Raw genomic sequence first — 16,531 nt, 5'->3', positions numbered from 1 at the left:
CTGAGGACGCTGCCCGCCATCAGGGCCAGTCCGCCCACGGCGGCGCAGACGCGGCTGCGCCGGGCGAGGGTCAGCGCGGTGAGCGCACCGCCCAGGGTGAGGGCCCGCGAAGGGCGGATGCCCGGGGGTCACGTCCCGGCGGGACCGTCGTTTCCCTCGGCGCGCGCCTGGAGGCGTTCGCGCTGGGGTTTCACCACGTAGGCGGGGTCCTTGGTGGAGGTGACGCCCGCTTCGAAGGTGCCGAAGCGCTGCAGGACGCTGCCCGCCATCAGGGCCAGTCCGCCCACGGCGGCGCAGACGCGGCTGCGCCGGGCGAGGGTCAGCGCGGTGAGCGCACCGCCCAGGGTGAGGTACTCGGACGCCTTGCGCAGGCGGTGCGGCCGGCCGGTGGTGTAGGCCTCCGTCACCAGGCCCGGGCGCCGGTCGATCAGGCGGGAGGCGACGACCTCGGCCGCCGCGCCGACCGCGCCGAGCCGCCGCGCGGGGCCCGCCTCGGCCACGGGGGCCAGGAGCATGCCCAGGCCCGCGCCGCTCGCCGCCGCCGAGCCGGTGAAGACGAACGGCAGCTCGCCACGGGCGTCGTGCCATGCCGGTACGGCCGTCTGCGACAGGAGCACGGCCGTGTACGAGGCGACGCCCGGCGCGAGCAGGGCCGCCGACAGTCCGGCCGGGCGGGCGGCCGCCCGGAGCAGCTTCCCGGGCAGCGTGGCGCGCACTCCCGCGGGCAGCACCTCGGCCGCGGCGGCCAGGGCGCTGCCCGGCCCGTACGCGACGAGGATCCAGGTGCCCACCGACATGGGCGAACTCGGCTTGGCGACCCGCAGCATGTGATGGAAGCGCTCCGGCCGCCCGAGGTCCGCGACGAGCAGGTACATGCTCGCGAGCAGGGCGCCGAAGCCGCCGACCCGGCCCGCCCGGGCCAGCCCGGGACGCCGCGTCAGGTCCGCGCCCGCCGCGAGCAGCGCGGCGCCGGCCGACAGCCCGCCGGTGAACAGGTAGGCGGGGATCTTCCACTCCCACACCGGCGGCTTGAGCACCGGACGCCCGTAGTACGAGCGGAACGTGGCCCGCGGCACCATGGGGCGCTCGCGGCTCCCGTCGTCGTCGCGGCCGCCCCGGCCGTGCCGCACGGCCCGGTCGCCGCTCACCGCCGCCTCCCGCCGAGGAACACCGCGGCCGAGGCGGCGAGCAGCGCCGACGCCGCCACGCCCGCGTGCTTCCACATCGACGCCAGGTCGCGGGTCGGCACGACCGGGTCCGGCGGGAGCCCGTACACCTCCGGGTCGTCGAGCAGCAGGAAGAACGCGCCGTCCCCGCCGACCCCGTCGTCGGGGTCGCGTCCGTACAGCTGGGCCTCGGGCACCCCCGCTTCGTGCAGCGTCTCCAGGCGCCGGTCGGCGCGTTCGCGCAGCTCGTCAAGGGGGCCGTACTGGATGGAGTCGGTGGGGCAGGCCTTGGCGCACGCCGGTTCCATGCCGTCGCGGAGCCGGTCGTAGCACATGGTGCACTTCCAGGCCCGGCCGTCGTCGGGCCGCCGGTCGATGACGCCGTACGGGCAGCCGGACACGCAGTAGCCGCAGCCGTTGCAGATGTCGGGCTGGACGACGACCGTGCCGAACTCGGTGCGGAACAGCGCGCCGGTGGGGCACACGTCCAGGCAGCCGGCGTGCGTGCAGTGCTTGCACACGTCCGAGGACATCAGCCAGCGGAACTCGCTGCGGGCCTCCGCGCCCGTCCCGGCGCCCGGCAGGTCGAAGGAGGGGAAGCCCAGGTCAACCGGGGCGGTTCCCAGGTCGCCGCCACCGCGCTTCGCAACCTCCAGGGCGTCGGCCACCACCTCCTCCGTCGCCTCCGTCGCGGACGGGCCCACGGGCAGCCCCGCCAGCCCCGCGTCCTGGCGGCCGAGCGGGCGCTGCTGCTCGATGAAGGCGACGTGCCGCCACGAACTCGCGCCGAGCATGCCGGTGTTGTCGAACGACATGCCCAGCAGGTCGATGCCGTCCTCGGGAATGGCGTTCCACTCCTTGCAGGCCACCTCGCACGCCTTGCAGCCGATGCACACGGAGGTGTCGGTGAAGAAGCCCATGCGCGGCGGGTGGTCGCGGTGGCCGGCGTCCTCGGCGGGGTCCGCGAGCGGCCCGTAGAAGCTGTTGTCCTGCGTCATGACGGCTCCTCCGGCGGGTCCGGTTCGAGGTGCGCCCGCTCGGCGCGGCCGCCGGCCGTCGCTATGCGGGTACCGGTCTCCGGCGTGATCCCGGCGCGGCGGCGGTAGTCCTCGACGTACGTGAGCAGTTCGGGCCCCCGCGGGCGCCGCCCGGGCCGGACGTCGCAGGTCAGCACCTTGCTCTCCTGGATGAACACGTTCGGGTCGGCCACCACGCCGATCAGGTCGTTGACCACGTCGCCCTTGGTGAGCCCGGTCTGGCCCCAGTGGTAGGGCATCCAGACCTGGTGGACGACCCGTCCGTCGACGCGCAGCGGCGCCATCCGGTCGGTCACCATCACGCGCGCGTCGACCGCGGTCCTGCTGGTGACCACATGGGCCCAGTCCAGGTGGCGCAGTCCGCGCTCGGCCGCCAGCTCCGGCGAGACCTCCACGAACAACTCCGGCTGGAGCTCCGCCAGGTAGGGCAGCTGCCGGCTCATCGCGCCCGCCGTGTGGTGCTCGGTCAGCCGTGCCGCGGTGAACACGTACGGGAACACCTCGGAATGCGCCTCGGGCGGCGCCGGGTTGGACGGGTTGTCGGGGCGACCGTAGACCTTGCGCACCGGGTTGCCCTGCTGGCCGTAGAGCAGGTTGCGCATCGGCGACTCGTGCGGCTCGTAGTGCGTGGGCAGCGGGCCGTCCGCGAGCCCGGCCGGGGCGAACAGCCAGCCCTTCCCGTCGCGCATCATGATGAACGGGTCGTCGCCGTCGAGCGCCTCGACGCCCGACGCGCCCTCCGGTGCCCGGTAGTCCGGCGGCTTGTTCTTCTCGAAGTCCGGGGTGTCGTGGCCGGTCCACTCACCCGCCTCCGCGTCCCACCAGACCAGCTTCTTCCGCTCGCTCCAGGGCCGCCCCTGCGGGTCGGCGGAGGCGCGGTTGTACAGCACCCTGCGGTTGAGGGGCCATGTCCAGCCCCATTCGGCGTCGTACGGGCCCGTCTCGAAGCGCGAGGTCCGGCGCCGGGACTGGTTGGTCTCGTTCGCGTAGACGCCGCTGTAGATCCAGCAGCCGCAGGCGGTGGTGCCGTCGGCCTTCAGGTCGGGGTAGCCGTCGACCGTCCGGCCGGTGCGCAGGTCGATGCCGTTGATGTGGCGCAGCACGTCCGCCGGGGACGGCTCGTCGCCCTCCGTCTCGTAGTCCCAGGCCAGGTCCAGCAGGGGGCGGTCGCGTTCGTCGGCCGAGCCGGCCAGCTTCTCCTTCAGCAGCACGCCCAGTTGGTGGAAGAACCACAGCTCCGACCGCTGGTCCCCGGACGGTTCGACGGCCTGGTCGCGCCACTGGAGCATCCGCTGCGTCTGCGTGAAGGTGCCGGCCTTCTCCACGTGCGAGGCGGCGGGGAAGAAGAACACCTCGGTGCGGCACCGCTCGGTGGCGATCTCCCCGGTCTCGATCTCGGGCGCGTCCTTCCAGAACGTGGCGCTCTCGATCATGGTGAGGTCGCGCACGACCAGCCAGTCGAGGTTCGCCATGCCCAGGCGCTGCAGCCGCCCGTGGGCCGAGCCGACCGCGGGGTTCTGCCCCAGCAGGAAGTAGCCGAAGACCTTCCCGCCGTCGACCATGTCCATCACGGTGCGGTAGGTGCCGTGGTCACCGTTGATCCGGGGCAGGTAGTCGAAGCAGTAGTCGTTCTCGGCGGTCGCGGCGTCGCCCCAGTACTCCTTGAGCAGCGAGACCGTGTAGGCGTCGGCGGCGCCCCAGAACCCCTTCTGCCCCCGGCCGCGGACCCCTTCCAGGTACGTGGCCAGGTCGTCGTGGGTGGTGTCCGGCATCGGCAGGTAGCCCGGCAGCAGGTTGAAGAGCGTGGGCACGTCCGTGGAACCCTGGATGCTGGCGTGGCCGCGCAACGCGAAGATCCCGCCGCCCGGGCGGCCGATGTTGCCCAGCAGCAGCTGGATGATCGACCCGGCCCGGATGTACTGGGCGCCCACCGAGTGCTGGGTCCAGCCGACGCTGTACACCAGCGCGGTGGTGCGCTCCCGGCCGGAGTTCTCCGTCCAGGCCCGGCACACTTGCAGGAACAGCTCCTGCGGCACGCCGCAGATGCGCTCCACCATCTCGGGGGTGTAGCGGGAGAAGTGCCGCTTGAGCACCTGGAACACGCAGCGCGGGTGCTCCAGCGTGGGGTCGGACTCGATCCCTCCCGCGGCCCCCTCGATGAACGGGCCGCCCGCGCCGTGCTGGAACGGGGCGGACGACTCCTTGAGGTGGTGGCCCGGCCGCTCCTCCATGGGGGCGCTCGCGTACGTCCAGCTCGACGCGTCGTACGCGGCGGTGTGCGGGTCGTACCCGCTGAACAGCCCGTCCAGGTCCTCGGTGTCCTGGTAGCGCTCGCTCAGCAGGAAGGGCGCGTTGGTGTACGCCTCCACGTACTCCCGGAAGTCGAGGTCGTGCGTGAGGATGTGGTTGATCACGCCGCCGAGGAACGCGATGTCGGTGCCGGCCCGGATGGTGACGTGCTGGTCCGCGTGCGCGCTCGTCCGCGTGAACCGCGGGTCGATGTGGATGACCCTGGCACCGCGCGCCTTGGCCTCGATGACCCACTGGAACCCGACCGGATGGGCCTCGGCCATGTTGGATCCCATGATGACGATGCAGTCGGAGTTGACCAGGTCCTGCTGGTAGTCGGTGGCGCCGCCACGTCCGAACGAGGCTCCCAGACCGGGAACCGTGGCGGAGTGTCAAATGCGGGCCTGGTTCTCGATCTGCAGGGCGCCCAGGGCGGTGAACAACTTCTTGATGAGGTAGTTCTCCTCGTTGTCCAGCGTCGCCCCGCCGAGACTGGCCAGGCCCATGGTGCGGCGCAGCGTCCTGCCGTCCGCGTCCGTGTCCTGCCAGCCCTTGCGCCGTGCGTCGAGCACCCGGTCGGCCACCATGTCCATGGCGGTGTCCAGGTCCAGCTCCTGCCAGGCGGTGCCGTACGGCGGGCGGTAGAGCACCCGCTGCTCCCGCTGGGGCCCGGTGACCAGCTGCTTGCTGGCCGAGCCCTTCGGGCACAGCCGGCCGCGGGAGATCGGGCTGTGGGGGTCGCCCTCGATCTGCACGACCTTCTCGTCCTTGACGTACACCCGCTGCGCGCAGCCCACGGCGCAGTAGGGGCACACCGAGCCGGCCACCCGGTCGGCGCTCTCCGTGCGGGCCCCGAGTGTGGCCGACCGGGCCGACTGCGCGGCCTTTCCCCGGCCCAGCGGGTCCGTCCCGGTGAGCTGCCGGTACACCGGCCATGCCTCGATCCACCGTTTCACGCCCATCCGCGTGCTCCTTCGTGCGGGGGTCGTGCCCTTCGTCCGCCTTTTCGACGCTACCGCTCGGGGGGCCGCCCGCAAGTCCGTGGCGGCTCCCGGATCAGGCGAGGGCGCCGACGGCCGCGGCGAGCAGCCCGGAGGCACGGTCGACGTCGTCCGCGGTGGTCCAGCGCCCCACCGACAGGCGTACGGCGGCCTGGGCGCGGGCCTCGTCCAGGCCCATCGCGCGCAGCACCGGGGACGCCGTACGACTGCCGCTGTGGCAGGCCGAACCGGTGGAGGCCGCGAGCCGGGGCACCGAGGCGAGCAGTTCGTGGGCCGGGACGCCGTCGATGCTGACGTTCAGCGTGGTGGGCAGGCGGTGGCGGACGGACCCGTTGAGGTGGACCCGGCCGGGCAGCGCCCGCGTCAGGCCCTGGTGCAGGCGGTCGCGCAACGCCTCGGCACGCTCGGCCCCGCCGTCGGCGAGTTCGGCGGCCGCCAGCTCGGCGGCGGCCCCCAGCGCCACCGCGAGGGCGACGTTCTCGGTGCCGGCCCGCAGCCCGCCCTCCTGCCCGCCCCCGTACACCAGGGGCTCCAGGCGGAGCCCCGGGCGCACGTAGAGGGCGGCCACCCCCTTCGGCGCGTACATCTTGTGCCCCACCACCGTCAGCAGGTCCACCCCCAGCCCGCGCACTTCCAGCGGGACCTTCCCGGCGGCCTGGGCGGCGTCGCAGTGGAACAGCGCGCCCCGGGCGCGGGCGAGCCGGGCGAGTTCCGCGACGGGCTGCAGGGTGCCGGTCTCGTTGTTGGCGGCCATGACGGAGACCAGCACGGTGCGCCCGGTGAGGGCCGCGGCCAGCGCGGCCGGGTCGACCCGGCCCTCCCGGTCCACCGGCAGGTACGTCACCCGCACCCCGTGCAGCCGCTGCAGCGCGCGGCAGGTCTCCAGCAGCGCCGGGTGCTCGGTGACCTGGGTGATCACGTGCGGACGGTCGGTACCCGCGGCGAGCACCGCGCCGCGCAGGGCGAGGTTGTCCGCCTCGGACCCCGACCCGGTGAACACGATCCCCTCCGCGGTCGCCCCGATCAGCGCCGCGACCTGGCGGCGCGCCCGCGCCAGCGCCGCGGCCGGCTCCGCGGCCCAGGCGTGCCCGCTGGAGGGGTTGCCGAACCCGGTGGTGAGGCAGGGCCCCATCGCCTCCACCACCCTCGGGTCGACGGGGGTGGTGGCGTTGTGGTCCAGGTAGACGCGGTCCCCGCCGAGGCCGGGATGCGGCGGCACCTTCATGGGCGAGGGTCCTTCCGGAGGGGGTGCGGTCAGCCGATCGCCGGCTGACCGCCGTACGCGTCCAGGACGGCGCCGGTGACGTACCCTGCGCGGTCCGAGGCCAGGAAGACGATCGCCTCGACGATCTCGTCGACCTCGGCGACCCGGCCCAGGACGGTGTTCCGTGCGACGGCCGCCAGCGCGTCCTCGCCCATCCCGACGGTTCCGGGGGTGCGGACCGGCCCGGAGGCCACGGCGTTCACCCGTACCCCGCGGGCGCCGAACTCGTCGGCCCACACGCGGGTCATGAGCTCCAGCGCCGCCTTGGAGGCCCCGTAGGCGGCGGCCCCACGGGCGGGGACGCTCGCCGCCAGGGTGCTCAGGTTGACGACCGCGCCCCGGCCGCGGGCGGCCATGCCGGGTGCGAGGGCCCCGACGAGCAGCAGGGGCGCGCGGGCGTTGACGGCCATGTGGAGGTCGAACATCCCGGCCGTGGTGCCGGCGGCGCCCGCGAACCGGTAGATGCCCGCGTTGTTGACCAGCACGTCCACCGCGCCCGCCGCCTCGGCGAGGCGCAGCACGTCGCCGGGGTCGGAGAGGTCGGCGGCGACGAACCGGGCGCGCCCGCCCGCGTTCGCCACCTCCGCGACGACCTCCGCACCGCGCTCCCCGTCCCGCCCGTGGACGACGACCTCGGCGCCCAGTGCCGCCAGCCGCAGCGCGACCCCCCGCCCGATCCCTGCTGTGGCGCCCGTGACGAGGGCGGTGGATCCGGAGAACTCCTGGGTCACGGCTGGCTCCTCGGGGCGGCGACATGGGCGGCGGACACACACGCTCCGTGTCCGCGCTGGTTGTCTACCTCACGTACCGTCACCCCCGAAGTCGGCTCGCCGCCGGGACGGCCGTTCGGGACGGCTGCCGCTGCGGCCCGGTGGTCACCGCGCCGTCGTTCAGCCCTCGCCCTCCAGGACGCCCGCGAAGTGCCGGAACCCGGTCCGTTCCCGGTGGATCGCCCACAGGGCGCGCGCCAGCGCGGCCGGATCGTTCCTCGGGTGCCCGGGCGCGATGACCCCGGGAATGATCAACTGCGCGACGTGGATGGCCTCGGCGGCCAGCGTGTCGTGCAGCATCCGCGCGTAGGCGGTCTCGGCCGCGTACGCCACGGAGGTCCCCGCGCGGGACGGCAGCGGCCGCACCGCACTGCCGCCGTTGACGAAGAGGATCGTGCCCCGGCCCAGGAAGCGCATGTCGGGCAGCACCGCGTGGACGGCCGTGACCACGCCGTACAGGGAGAACTCCAGCGGTCCCGCGAAGTCGGCGGGCGTGCTGTCCAGGAGGGGCTTCATGAAGTCCCGGTGCGGCGCGGGACTGTACTGCAGTACCTCGATCGGCCCGAGCGCTGCCGCGGCGGCGTCCAGAGCGGCCCCGAGGGCGACCGGGTCGCGGACGTCGGCGGCGAACCCCCGCGCGGTCACGCCGTCCCTGTCCAGGTCGGCCGCCAGGCAGTCCACGCGGTCCTGGTCGCGGGAGACGAGCGCGACGTCGAAGCCGTCGCAGCCGAACTGGCGCGCCGCGGCGGCGCCCAGACCCTGCCCCGCCCCGACGATGACCATGGTCGTCATGTCAGCGCGGCACGAGCTTGAGCGTCGCGGCGCGCGCGGTCCCGGCCACCATGGGCTCCACGTACTCCGCGCTGTAGTGGCCGTACTTGCCGCGGTAGGCGGCGTCGAGGCGTTCGTTGACGTCCGGGTCGTCGACCTCGACGAAGGTGACGTCCCGCTCGACGCCGCCGGCGCTGATCCGGCCCTCGTGCCGCGTCTGCGCGGCGCGGAACCAGGTGCCGCCGCGCCCGCGGTAGGCCCGTACGTACAGGTCGGCGCCGTCGCGGACCACCCAGATGGTGGTCGGCGGGTCCAGCGTGCCGGGGTCGCGCCGCGGCGCGATGGCGAGCTCGTCGGCGTGCTCGATGCGGTCCAGTTCGTCCTTCGTCCACGTCGTCATCGGCGCGACTCCTCGGCGGTGGCGGGAACCAGGTCCGTGCGTCCTGCTGCAATGATCGACAATTTCGGCCCCCGGCTGTAGCCGCGTGGGGCCAGACGGGTACCTGACCGGGCGGTTCACTCCACGGGATGGTCTGCGGTGGCTGCAGTGGCGATTGCCGGGGAGCGTGTAGGGATCGCCAGCGGGAGATACCGGGAGGGTGCGTGGGGAGGGCCGACGAGGAGATCTTCGGTGGCCCGGCCGAGGTGGGCTGGTACGTGCGGCTGCTCCCGGTCGTGGTGCTCGTCGGCGGTCTCGTCGTGGACTTCCTCACCCCGACGCAGTACACGAGCGCGTCGTTCTACTCCGTCGCCCCGGTGCTCGCGGCCCCGCTGCTGTCGATGCAGGGCACGATGGTGGTCGGTCTGGCGGCGATCGTCGCGGACGCGGCGATCCTCGCCCACTTCGGCCGGCTGCGGGGACTGAGCGGGATGAGCGAGCTGCTGACCGTCTCGCTGGTCGCCGTGGTCGCGGTGTTCATCAACCGGCTGCTGGAGGCGCGCGAGGACCGGCTGCGCTCCGCCCGCTCGATCACCGCGGCCGTCCAGCGGGCGGTGCTCCCCGAACCGCCCGCGCGGGTCCGGGACCTGCGGATCGCGGCCCGTTACGAGGCGGCGGAGGCCGAGGCGGAGATCGGCGGGGACCTGTACGCCGTCCAGGACACGTCGTACGGGCTGCGCTGCATCGTCGGGGACGTACGGGGCAAGGGTCTGGACGCCGTGGAGGCGGCGACGCTGGTGCTCGGCAGCTTCCGGATGGCGGCCGACGAGCAGGCGACCCTGGCGGACGTGGCGGGGCACATGCTGCGGGCCCTGTGGCGGGAGTTGAGCCGGCGCGAGGAGGGCGAGCAACTGGAGTGGTTCGCCACCGCGGTCCTGGTGGAGTTCCCGCACGGCGGCGACCACGTCCGGTTGGTGAACCTCGGTCACCCGGCACCGCTGCTCCTGCGGCGCGGCAAGGTGCGTGCCGCCGAGCCCTCGCGGTACGGGCTGCTGCTGGTGGAGGGCCTGGGGAAAGGAGAGGCCGTGGTGGACACGGTGCCGTTCCCGCCGGGTTCGACCTTGCTGCTGTGCACGGACGGCGTCACCGACGCCCGCGATGCCAAGGGGCGTTTCTACGACCCGCAGGCGCGGCTGGCCGGGGTGGAGCGCGGCGGGCCGGCCGAGTTGCTGGAGGCGCTGCTCGACGACGTGCACCGGCACGCGGGCGGTCCGACCGACGACGACATGGCGCTCCTCGCGGTGACGCGCGACAGCTGAGGCGGCGCCCGCCCGGTTCTCGCGCGGTCCCTTCCCCACCGGGCGAGTCGCCGACCGCCTCGGCCCCGCCCGTGCGGCGGCCGTGTGGTTCGCCGTGACCGCCGTCCCCACCTGCCTGCCGGGCGTCCGCATGCCGTCGGCGGTCACCTTCGTCGTGGCCGGCGGCTCCACGACGGAGAACCACGCCGCAGTCCTCGGCCGGCCCGCCGGACAGGCCGCTTCGCCACCGTCACGATCGGCCTCACCGGCCTGCGTCCCACCTCCCGGAACCCCACCGACCAGCCGCTGGTCACCACCGGCTGACCGCGCGGGCACGGCGCCGCGGGACGCCTCCCGGCGCGGTCCCGCGGCGCCGCGGCCCGGCCCCGTGAAATGCGGTGGAGCCGGACGGAGCCCGCTGCTTAAGGTCGGCGGATGAGCACACGCACCTTCCGCGTCACCGTCCGCGGCGCCTTCGACGGACTCACCACCGAGCAGCGCGCCGGACTCCTCGCCCGCGCACCGGAACACGACGTCCTGCGCGCCGCCTTCACCCCCGAGGGCCACCTCAGCTACGACATCGCGGCACGCCCCGCCTTCACCTTCCGCTTCGTCGACTCCGGCGAGGCGGAGGAGGACATCCTCGACGCGACCGAACGCGCGGAGGAGGCGGCCAGGGCCTGGCTGGACGAGCGCGGCTACGGCTACAAGAACCTCAGGTCCCAGGCCGAGGACCTCTCCCAGGCGCCGCTGGGCAAGCGGCAGCGCCGCGCCGCCGCACAAGGGCACGCCTGACGTCCCGCCCCCGCCCCCGCCCCCGCCCCCGCCCCCGGCGCTGTCAACCAGAGTTGACAGTGCCGCGTCTGTCAACGTAAATTGACAGACATGACCGAGGCAACCGATCTCGCCGAGCGGGCGGGCGACCGCGACCCGAGGGTCGGGCTGCGGGCCGTCGCCGCGCTGCGGCGGCTGCTGGAGCAGCTGGAGACCGTACAAGTCAGGAGCGCGCGGGCGCAGGGGTGGTCGTGGCAGGAGATCGCCCACGAACTCGGCGTCAGCAGGCAGGCCGTGCACAAGAAGTACGGGAGGCATTGAGGATGTTCGAGAAGTTCACCAAGAGCGCGCGCGAGGTCGTCGAGGGCGCGGTCGGGCACGCCGAACGGGCGGGCGACCCGACGATCGGCGAGGAGCACCTGCTGCTGTCGCTGCTCGACCTGGAGGGCACCCGGGCCTCCGCCGCCCTGGCCGCGCTCGGCGTCGACCGGCGCCGCGAGGCCCTGGAGGAGGCGCTGGGGGAGACCCGGCGCCGCGGCGGGGTCTCACGGGCCGACGCCGACGCGCTCGCCGGGCTCGGCATCGACATCGCCGCGATCGTCGCCCGCGTGGAGGACGCCCATGGCACCGGCGCGCTCGCCGCCCGCCGTGGGCCCCGGCGGTGGCGGCCCGCGGGACGACGACCCTTCACCCGCGGGGCCAAGGGCGTCCTGGAGCGCTCCCTGCGCGCCGCCGTCGCCCGGGGCGACCGTCACATCGGCGACGAGCACGTCCTGCTCGCCCTCACCATCGGCCCCGGCGTGGTCGCGGACGTCCTCGCCGAGCACGGGGCGTCGTGGGCCGACGTCGAGCGTGTGCTGGCGGCGGACGGCCAGGGCCGGGCCGAGGCGAGCTGAACGCCCGCTCCCGGCGGGCAAATCGGTTGAGCGGCCGACGGCGACCGTGCTAACCCTTTCGGGTTCCACGACGTCGATCATGCCGACCCGAAGGAGGGCCGCCCCCATGGTGCCCGGACGACTGGTGAAGTTGCGCCCGATGGAGCCCACGGACGCCGAGGCGCTGTGGCGCTGGAACCACGACCCCGAGGTCATGCGCTGGATGGACGACGACTACGCCCAGCCCCTCGCACAGGTGAGGAAGCGCATGGAGGAGCGGCCCCGCAACGCCTACGGCGACGTGCTCTACGGGATCGAGGTGCCGCAGGACGGCCGGCTGATCGGCCTGGTGCGGCTGCGCGACGCCGAACCCGAGACCGGATGCGCCGAACTCGACATCTACCTCGGCGAGAAGGAGTACTGGGGTCGCGGCTACGCCACCGACGCCATGCGCACGATGTGCCGCTACGGCTTCGAGAAGATGCGCCTGCACAAGATCTCGCTCACCGTCGTGACCGAGAACGAGGCGGCGCACCACGTCTACCGGAAGGTCGGCTTCGTCGAGGAGGGCCGCCTGCGCCAGGTCTTCCGGCGCGACGGCCGGTGGTACGACATGTTCACCATGGGCCTCCTGGAGGGCGAACTCCTCGACGGAGCCGCGGGCCCGGCACGGTGGGACGCCCCGGCACTCTGATCGCGCACGGCGTGCGCTTGACGTAGCCTGGGGCGTCCATCAGCAGTGATCCGCAGACGGCACAGGGGGCCGGCGTGACGACAGCAGCATGTCCCGATCTCGAGCAGGCCCCGGCCGACGTCGCGGCCGCGCCGCCCGTCGACGGCTGCGCGGAGTGCCTGGCCGCAGGACACCACGACTGGGTCCACCTGCGGCTGTGCCTCACCTGCGGCCACATCGGATGCTGCGACAGCTCGCCGGGCCGGCACGCCACCGGGCACCACGAGGCCACCGGCCACCCGGTGATCCGCTCGTACCAGCCGGGCGAGAGCTGGCGCTGGTGCTTCGTCCACGAGTCCATGGGCTGAGGACCGGGCCCACGGCTACTCGCGCTGCAATGCCGCCTCCTCCAGGTCCAGTTCGCGCATGACGTGACGCAGCACCTCGTCGTCGATGAGGCGTTCGTCGCGGAAGCGCACGAACTCCTGCCGTTCGGCGTCCAGCATCGCGCGGCGCAGCCGCCGGTAGGCCACGCTCGGAGGCTCGGCGCCCCCGCCGGTCGGGCCGCCCAGCCGTTCCCAGGCGGCGTTGCGGCGGGCCTCCGCGGTCTGCCGCAGGGTCTCCAGCACGGCCTGGTGGGAGCGCTTGTCCCCGGCCAGTTCCTCCAGGCGCGCCAGGGCCGCCCGGGCGGCACTGTGCTGCGCGCTCGCCTCGGCCAGGGCGTCCTCGTACGCCTCCTTGTTGCAGATGCCGAGCCGCCGGATGAGCGGGGGCAGCGTCATCCCGTGCAGCAGCAGCGTGGCGACCGTGACGAAGAAGGTCAGGAACAGGATCTCGTCGCGCCCGGGGAACGGCGCGCCGCTGTCGGTGGTCTCCGGCACCGCGAAGGCCGCGGCCAGCGAGACCACGCCGCGCATGCCCGCCCAGGAGAGCACCACCGGGTACTGCCACACCGGATACGGATCGCGCGCCCGGATCCGCGGGAACACCAGCCGTGGCAGGTAGGTCGCGGGGTAGACCCACACGACGCGCGCCAGGACGGTCACCGCCGTCAGCGCGGCACCGGCCGCGACCAGCCGCCCCACGCCCGTGTCGACCGTGTCGACGATGCCCCGCACCTGGAGGCCGATCAGGGCGAAGACGAGGGCCTCCAGCACCGTGTCCAGGGCGCTCCACACCGCGTACACCTGCAGCCGGGAGGTCGCCTCCGTGTCGGGGGACCGGTGTCCCAGGTACAGGCCGGCCACGACCACGGCCAGCACCCCCGAGGTGTGCGCCTCCTCACCGACGAGGTAGGCGAGGAACGGCACGAGCAGCCCGAGCGCACTGGCCAGGTCCCCGGGCAGGAACCGGTGCCCGATGCGGGCCAGCCAGCCGATCGCCAGACCGATCAGCGAGCCCCCGACGGCCGCCATCAGGAAGACCCCGACGCCCTGCAGCAGGGTGTAGCCGGCGCCGGCCACGGACGCGATGGCCACGCGGTAGGCCGTCAGCGCGGTGGCGTCGTTCACCAGGCTCTCGCCGCCGAGCACGGTCAGCAGCCGGCGCGGAAGCCCCAGCCGGCGTCCGATGGAGGTCGCCGCGACCGCGTCGGGCGGCGACAGCACCGCGCCGAGCACCAGCGCCGAGCCCAGCGGCAGCCCCGGCACCAGCCAGAACGCGGCGTAGCCGATCGCGACCGTGGTGAACAGCACCAGCCCCACGGCCAGCAGCCCGATGGGGCGCAGGTTCTCCCGGAAGCGCAGGTAGGAACTCTCCCGTGCCGAGGAGTACAGCAGCGGGGGCAGGACCAGCACCATCACCAGCTCGGGCTCGATGGCGTACGCGGGGATGCCCGGCACGAAGGACGCGCACAGGCCGACGGCGACCAGCAGCAGCGGCGGAGACACCCCCAGACGCCGGGCGACGGCGGTGACCAGCACCGCACCGACCATGAGCGCGACGAGCGCCAGCCCCTCCACGGACGTCTCCTCCACCCCTGTGGCGGCGCACGCCGCACGTGTGGCTCGACTGTACTGGTGTCGCGGCCGGGTCTCAGTCCTCGGCGGTGGCGGCTCCCGGCACGGCCTCGGGGAGGCCGATGAACATCGTCCGGTGCAGTGCCTGGACGTGGTCCTGGGCGACCGCGGCGGCCGTCGCGCGGTCACCCTGCCGCAGTGCGCGGACCAGGGCCCGGTGCTTGGCGCTGGAGGCGCGCAGAGCGTCAAGCGGGTAGGGCAGGTAGTACCGGTAGAGCTCGCGGACGACGGCGGCGTACGGGACGACGACCGACGGTGTCCCGGTGGCGGAGGCGAGGGCGAGGTGGAACTCCTCGTCATGGCGGTGGAACTCGGCCCAGCTGGTCACCGCGTCCATGAGGTCGACCAGGTGCTCCAGTTCGCGCAGCGCGGAGTCGTCGGCGTGGCCGGCGGCGAGGTGGGCGATGCCGCACTCCAGGACCAGCCGGTGGTCGATCAGCCGGCGCACCGCGTCGGTGTCGGAGCGGTAGCTGCCGACGGCGCTGACCGAGCCCTTCGCCGGTTGCCGGGCGACCAGTGTGCCGCCGTTTCGGCCGCGGCGGCGCTCCAGCAGCCCGTCGTCGCACAGGGCCACCAGGGCCCGGCGCACCGTGATCTCCCCGACGTCCAGCGCAGCGGCGATCTCGCCGGCCTCGGGCAACCGCTCCCCGGGGGCGAGCAGGCCCAGGTCGATGGCCAGGGCTATCCGGGCGCGGACGGTGTCCAGTGCGGACAGACGGCGGATGCCGCCGAGGGCCGGGGTGCTCAGCGGCGGGCCGGCGGCTGCCACATCGAGGGCGCCGGGGGCCTGTTCAGCACCGGGCCGTTCCGCAACGACGCCACCACGCTGGCCGGGATCTCCGGCGGCGCGGCCATCGCGGCGTACTCCTTCCTCGGCTTCGACGCCGTCACCACGCTCACCGAGGAGACCGTCGAGCCCCGCAGGACCATGCCCCGCGCGATCATGCTCACCGCCCTGATCGGCGGCGGCATCTTCATCGCGCTCGCCTACACCACCCAGCTCGCCCACCCCGGCAGCCGGTTCGACGACCCCAGCTCGGCCGCCTTCGAGATCGCCAGGACCATCGGCGGCGACCTCTTCTCCTCCGTCTTCCTCGCCGGACTCGTCGTCGCCCGGTTCGCCTCCGGCGTCGCCGCCCAGGCCAGCACCTCCCGCCTGCTGTACGCCATGGGCCGCAACGACGTGCTGCCGCGCAAGGTCTTCGGCCACCTCCACCCACGCCACCTGACGCCGGCCTTCAACATCCTCCTGACCGGCGTGGTCGGGCTCATCGCCCTCCGCCTGGACGTCGCCACCTCCACCTCCTTCATCAACTTCGGCGCCTTCACCGCCTTCACCTTCGTCAACCTCAGCGTGATCGCGACGTACCTGCGCAAGCGCCGCGCGGGCGAGCACGTGGGCGTGTTCGGCTACGCCGTCGTCCCCGCCATCGGCGCCCTGATCGACCTCTGGCTCCTGTTCCACCTCGACGGCAAGGCCCTCACCCTCGGCGTCATCTGGCTCGCCCTCGGCGTTGCCTACCTCGCCTACCTGACCCGCGGCTTCCGCAGGCCGCCGCCCGAGCTCACCTTCGACGAGCGCGGCGGCGCACCGGAGGCCGGCTGACGTCCCGGCGGTCCCGTTGTCGGTGCCCACTCCTACAGTCGCGGCATGACGACTTGGATGCGCGGATCGTTCGCTGGGCACGAGGTGAATCTCGTCTTCGCCCGCGGCATGACCCTCGACGCGCTGACGCGGCGCCTGCGGGGCGCGCAGCGGGAACCGCTCATGGTCGGTGAGGCGGGCGAATGGGCGTGGGCGGTTCACGACATGCACGACTACGACGCCGATGACTACGACGCAGTGGACTACAACCGCCTGTGCCGTGACGGCGCGGAGGTCGTCGTGTTCGAGACCGAGCCCTGCAGCGCGAAGGCCCATCCGCCGTCCTTCACCTACTTCCGCGACGGCCGTACGGTCCTCTCCCTCTCCTTCGGCAGCCCGCAGCTCCGCAGCGGTGAGAACCCCGACCACCTCTCGCCCGAACTGCTGGCCGCGAACCTCATCGGTCCGGACTCGGCGTGCGCGCGGGAGGCCGACCCCGGTCACGACTGCTTCGACCACCGCGACGAGGACCACGCGCGCCTCGTGCGGGCGATCGCCGGTTTCTTCATCCTCCCCTCGCCGCCCCTGTCCCCGGAGGTCTGCGCCTGATGGCCTGGCTCACCCCGAACAC

Annotated in this window: 17 protein-coding genes; 8 read left to right on the top strand and 9 right to left on the bottom strand. The window is 73.7% G+C overall.

The features are described from left to right. Positions 1 to 128: 128 nt before the first annotated feature. From nrfD to PV410_RS41365, 7 genes are all read right to left on the bottom strand, one after another. Complete coding sequence (gene nrfD, locus PV410_RS41395; RefSeq protein WP_500331845.1) at positions 129 to 1,079, bottom strand: NrfD/PsrC family molybdoenzyme membrane anchor subunit; 951 nt, start codon at positions 1,077 to 1,079, stop codon at positions 129 to 131. Positions 1,080 to 1,144: 65 nt separating this feature from the next. Next, positions 1,145 to 2,164 carry a 4Fe-4S dicluster domain-containing protein gene (locus tag PV410_RS41390; protein ID WP_500331816.1) on the bottom strand — a complete coding sequence of 340 codons (1,020 nt, stop codon included), beginning with the start codon at positions 2,162 to 2,164 and terminating at the stop codon, positions 1,145 to 1,147. Continuing rightward, complete coding sequence (gene fdh, locus PV410_RS41385) at positions 2,161 to 5,454, bottom strand: formate dehydrogenase (protein WP_500331814.1); 3,294 nt, start codon at positions 5,452 to 5,454, stop codon at positions 2,161 to 2,163. The genes PV410_RS41390 and fdh overlap by 4 nt, the downstream gene beginning before the upstream one ends. A gap of 94 nt (positions 5,455 to 5,548) precedes the next feature. Continuing rightward, entirely contained in the window at positions 5,549 to 6,718 is a 1,170-nt protein-coding gene (locus PV410_RS41380; RefSeq protein ID WP_500331812.1) for a cysteine desulfurase family protein, read from the bottom strand. A 29-nt stretch (positions 6,719 to 6,747) separates the two neighbouring features. Next, the gene (locus PV410_RS41375) at positions 6,748 to 7,488 is read right to left on the bottom strand and encodes an SDR family NAD(P)-dependent oxidoreductase (RefSeq protein ID WP_500331811.1); all 741 of its coding nucleotides are present in this window, start codon (positions 7,486 to 7,488) and stop codon (positions 6,748 to 6,750) included. 159 nt (positions 7,489 to 7,647) lie between these two features. Next, positions 7,648 to 8,319 (bottom strand): SDR family NAD(P)-dependent oxidoreductase, encoded by a 672-nt coding sequence (locus PV410_RS41370; protein WP_500331809.1) that lies wholly within the window; start codon positions 8,317 to 8,319, stop codon positions 7,648 to 7,650. A 1-nt stretch (position 8,320) separates the two neighbouring features. Further along, positions 8,321 to 8,698 carry a DUF2255 family protein gene (locus PV410_RS41365; RefSeq protein WP_500331807.1) on the bottom strand — a complete coding sequence of 126 codons (378 nt, stop codon included), beginning with the start codon at positions 8,696 to 8,698 and terminating at the stop codon, positions 8,321 to 8,323. A gap of 203 nt (positions 8,699 to 8,901) precedes the next feature. Here PV410_RS41365 and PV410_RS41360 point away from each other — a divergent pair, with 203 nt between their 5' ends. The 6 genes from PV410_RS41360 to PV410_RS41335 all read left to right on the top strand — a co-directional run bounded on the left by PV410_RS41360 (position 8,902) and on the right by PV410_RS41335 (position 12,665). Continuing rightward, complete coding sequence (locus PV410_RS41360) at positions 8,902 to 9,996, top strand: PP2C family protein-serine/threonine phosphatase (protein ID WP_500331805.1); 1,095 nt, start codon at positions 8,902 to 8,904, stop codon at positions 9,994 to 9,996. A 414-nt stretch (positions 9,997 to 10,410) separates the two neighbouring features. Continuing rightward, complete coding sequence (locus tag PV410_RS41355) at positions 10,411 to 10,770, top strand: DUF6204 family protein (protein WP_500331803.1); 360 nt, start codon at positions 10,411 to 10,413, stop codon at positions 10,768 to 10,770. A gap of 90 nt (positions 10,771 to 10,860) precedes the next feature. Beyond that, positions 10,861 to 11,070 (top strand): HTH domain-containing protein, encoded by a 210-nt coding sequence (locus tag PV410_RS41350; protein ID WP_018557908.1) that lies wholly within the window; start codon positions 10,861 to 10,863, stop codon positions 11,068 to 11,070. 2 nt (positions 11,071 to 11,072) lie between these two features. Further along, entirely contained in the window at positions 11,073 to 11,645 is a 573-nt protein-coding gene (locus PV410_RS41345; RefSeq protein ID WP_500331801.1) for a Clp protease N-terminal domain-containing protein, read from the top strand. A 106-nt stretch (positions 11,646 to 11,751) separates the two neighbouring features. Then, positions 11,752 to 12,318, top strand: coding sequence for a GNAT family N-acetyltransferase (locus tag PV410_RS41340; protein ID WP_500331799.1), 567 nt, complete (start codon positions 11,752 to 11,754; stop codon positions 12,316 to 12,318). A 74-nt stretch (positions 12,319 to 12,392) separates the two neighbouring features. Beyond that, positions 12,393 to 12,665 (top strand): UBP-type zinc finger domain-containing protein, encoded by a 273-nt coding sequence (locus tag PV410_RS41335; protein ID WP_500331797.1) that lies wholly within the window; start codon positions 12,393 to 12,395, stop codon positions 12,663 to 12,665. A gap of 15 nt (positions 12,666 to 12,680) precedes the next feature. On the opposite strand, the gene PV410_RS41330 is transcribed toward PV410_RS41335, so the two are convergent. Together PV410_RS41330 and PV410_RS41325 are read right to left on the bottom strand one after the other, a co-directional pair. Continuing rightward, a complete protein-coding gene (locus tag PV410_RS41330; protein WP_500331795.1) occupies positions 12,681 to 14,258 on the bottom strand; it encodes a Na+/H+ antiporter in 1,578 nt (525 codons plus the stop codon). A 73-nt stretch (positions 14,259 to 14,331) separates the two neighbouring features. After that, positions 14,332 to 15,084, bottom strand: a complete 753-nt coding sequence (locus PV410_RS41325) for a FadR/GntR family transcriptional regulator (RefSeq protein WP_500331793.1) — start codon at positions 15,082 to 15,084, stop codon at positions 14,332 to 14,334. Here PV410_RS41325 and PV410_RS41320 point away from each other — a divergent pair, their 5' ends adjacent. Then, the gene (locus PV410_RS41320; RefSeq protein ID WP_500331843.1) at positions 15,085 to 15,921 is read left to right on the top strand and encodes an APC family permease; all 837 of its coding nucleotides are present in this window, start codon (positions 15,085 to 15,087) and stop codon (positions 15,919 to 15,921) included. Between the two features lie 45 nt (positions 15,922 to 15,966). After that, complete coding sequence (locus tag PV410_RS41315; protein ID WP_500331791.1) at positions 15,967 to 16,509, top strand: hypothetical protein; 543 nt, start codon at positions 15,967 to 15,969, stop codon at positions 16,507 to 16,509. The last annotated feature ends 22 nt before the right edge of the window (positions 16,510 to 16,531 follow it).

It is taken from the genome of Streptomyces sp. PA03-5A (assembly GCF_033792725.1).
Classification (GTDB): domain Bacteria; phylum Actinomycetota; class Actinomycetes; order Streptomycetales; family Streptomycetaceae; genus Actinacidiphila.
Note: the sequence above shows the minus strand (reverse complement) of the source record. Positions and strands in the feature narration are given on the sequence as shown.

Bases quoted from the DNA above. Each gene is read 5' to 3' on its own strand.
- nrfD (WP_500331845.1), bottom strand. From the start codon at position 1,079: ATGGTGCCGCGGGCCACGTTCCGCTCGTACTACGGGCGTCCGGTGCTC.
- PV410_RS41390 (WP_500331816.1), bottom strand. From the start codon at position 2,164: ATGACGCAGGACAACAGCTTCTACGGGCCGCTCGCGGACCCCGCCGAG.
- PV410_RS41380 (WP_500331812.1), bottom strand. From the start codon at position 6,718: ATGAAGGTGCCGCCGCATCCCGGCCTCGGCGGGGACCGCGTCTACCTG.
- PV410_RS41370 (WP_500331809.1), bottom strand. From the start codon at position 8,319: ATGACGACCATGGTCATCGTCGGGGCGGGGCAGGGTCTGGGCGCCGCC.
- PV410_RS41365 (WP_500331807.1), bottom strand. From the start codon at position 8,698: ATGACGACGTGGACGAAGGACGAACTGGACCGCATCGAGCACGCCGAC.
- PV410_RS41355 (WP_500331803.1), top strand. From the start codon at position 10,411: ATGAGCACACGCACCTTCCGCGTCACCGTCCGCGGCGCCTTCGACGGA.
- PV410_RS41350 (WP_018557908.1), top strand. From the start codon at position 10,861: ATGACCGAGGCAACCGATCTCGCCGAGCGGGCGGGCGACCGCGACCCG.
- PV410_RS41345 (WP_500331801.1), top strand. From the start codon at position 11,073: ATGTTCGAGAAGTTCACCAAGAGCGCGCGCGAGGTCGTCGAGGGCGCG.
- PV410_RS41340 (WP_500331799.1), top strand. From the start codon at position 11,752: ATGGTGCCCGGACGACTGGTGAAGTTGCGCCCGATGGAGCCCACGGAC.
- PV410_RS41315 (WP_500331791.1), top strand. From the start codon at position 15,967: ATGACGACTTGGATGCGCGGATCGTTCGCTGGGCACGAGGTGAATCTC.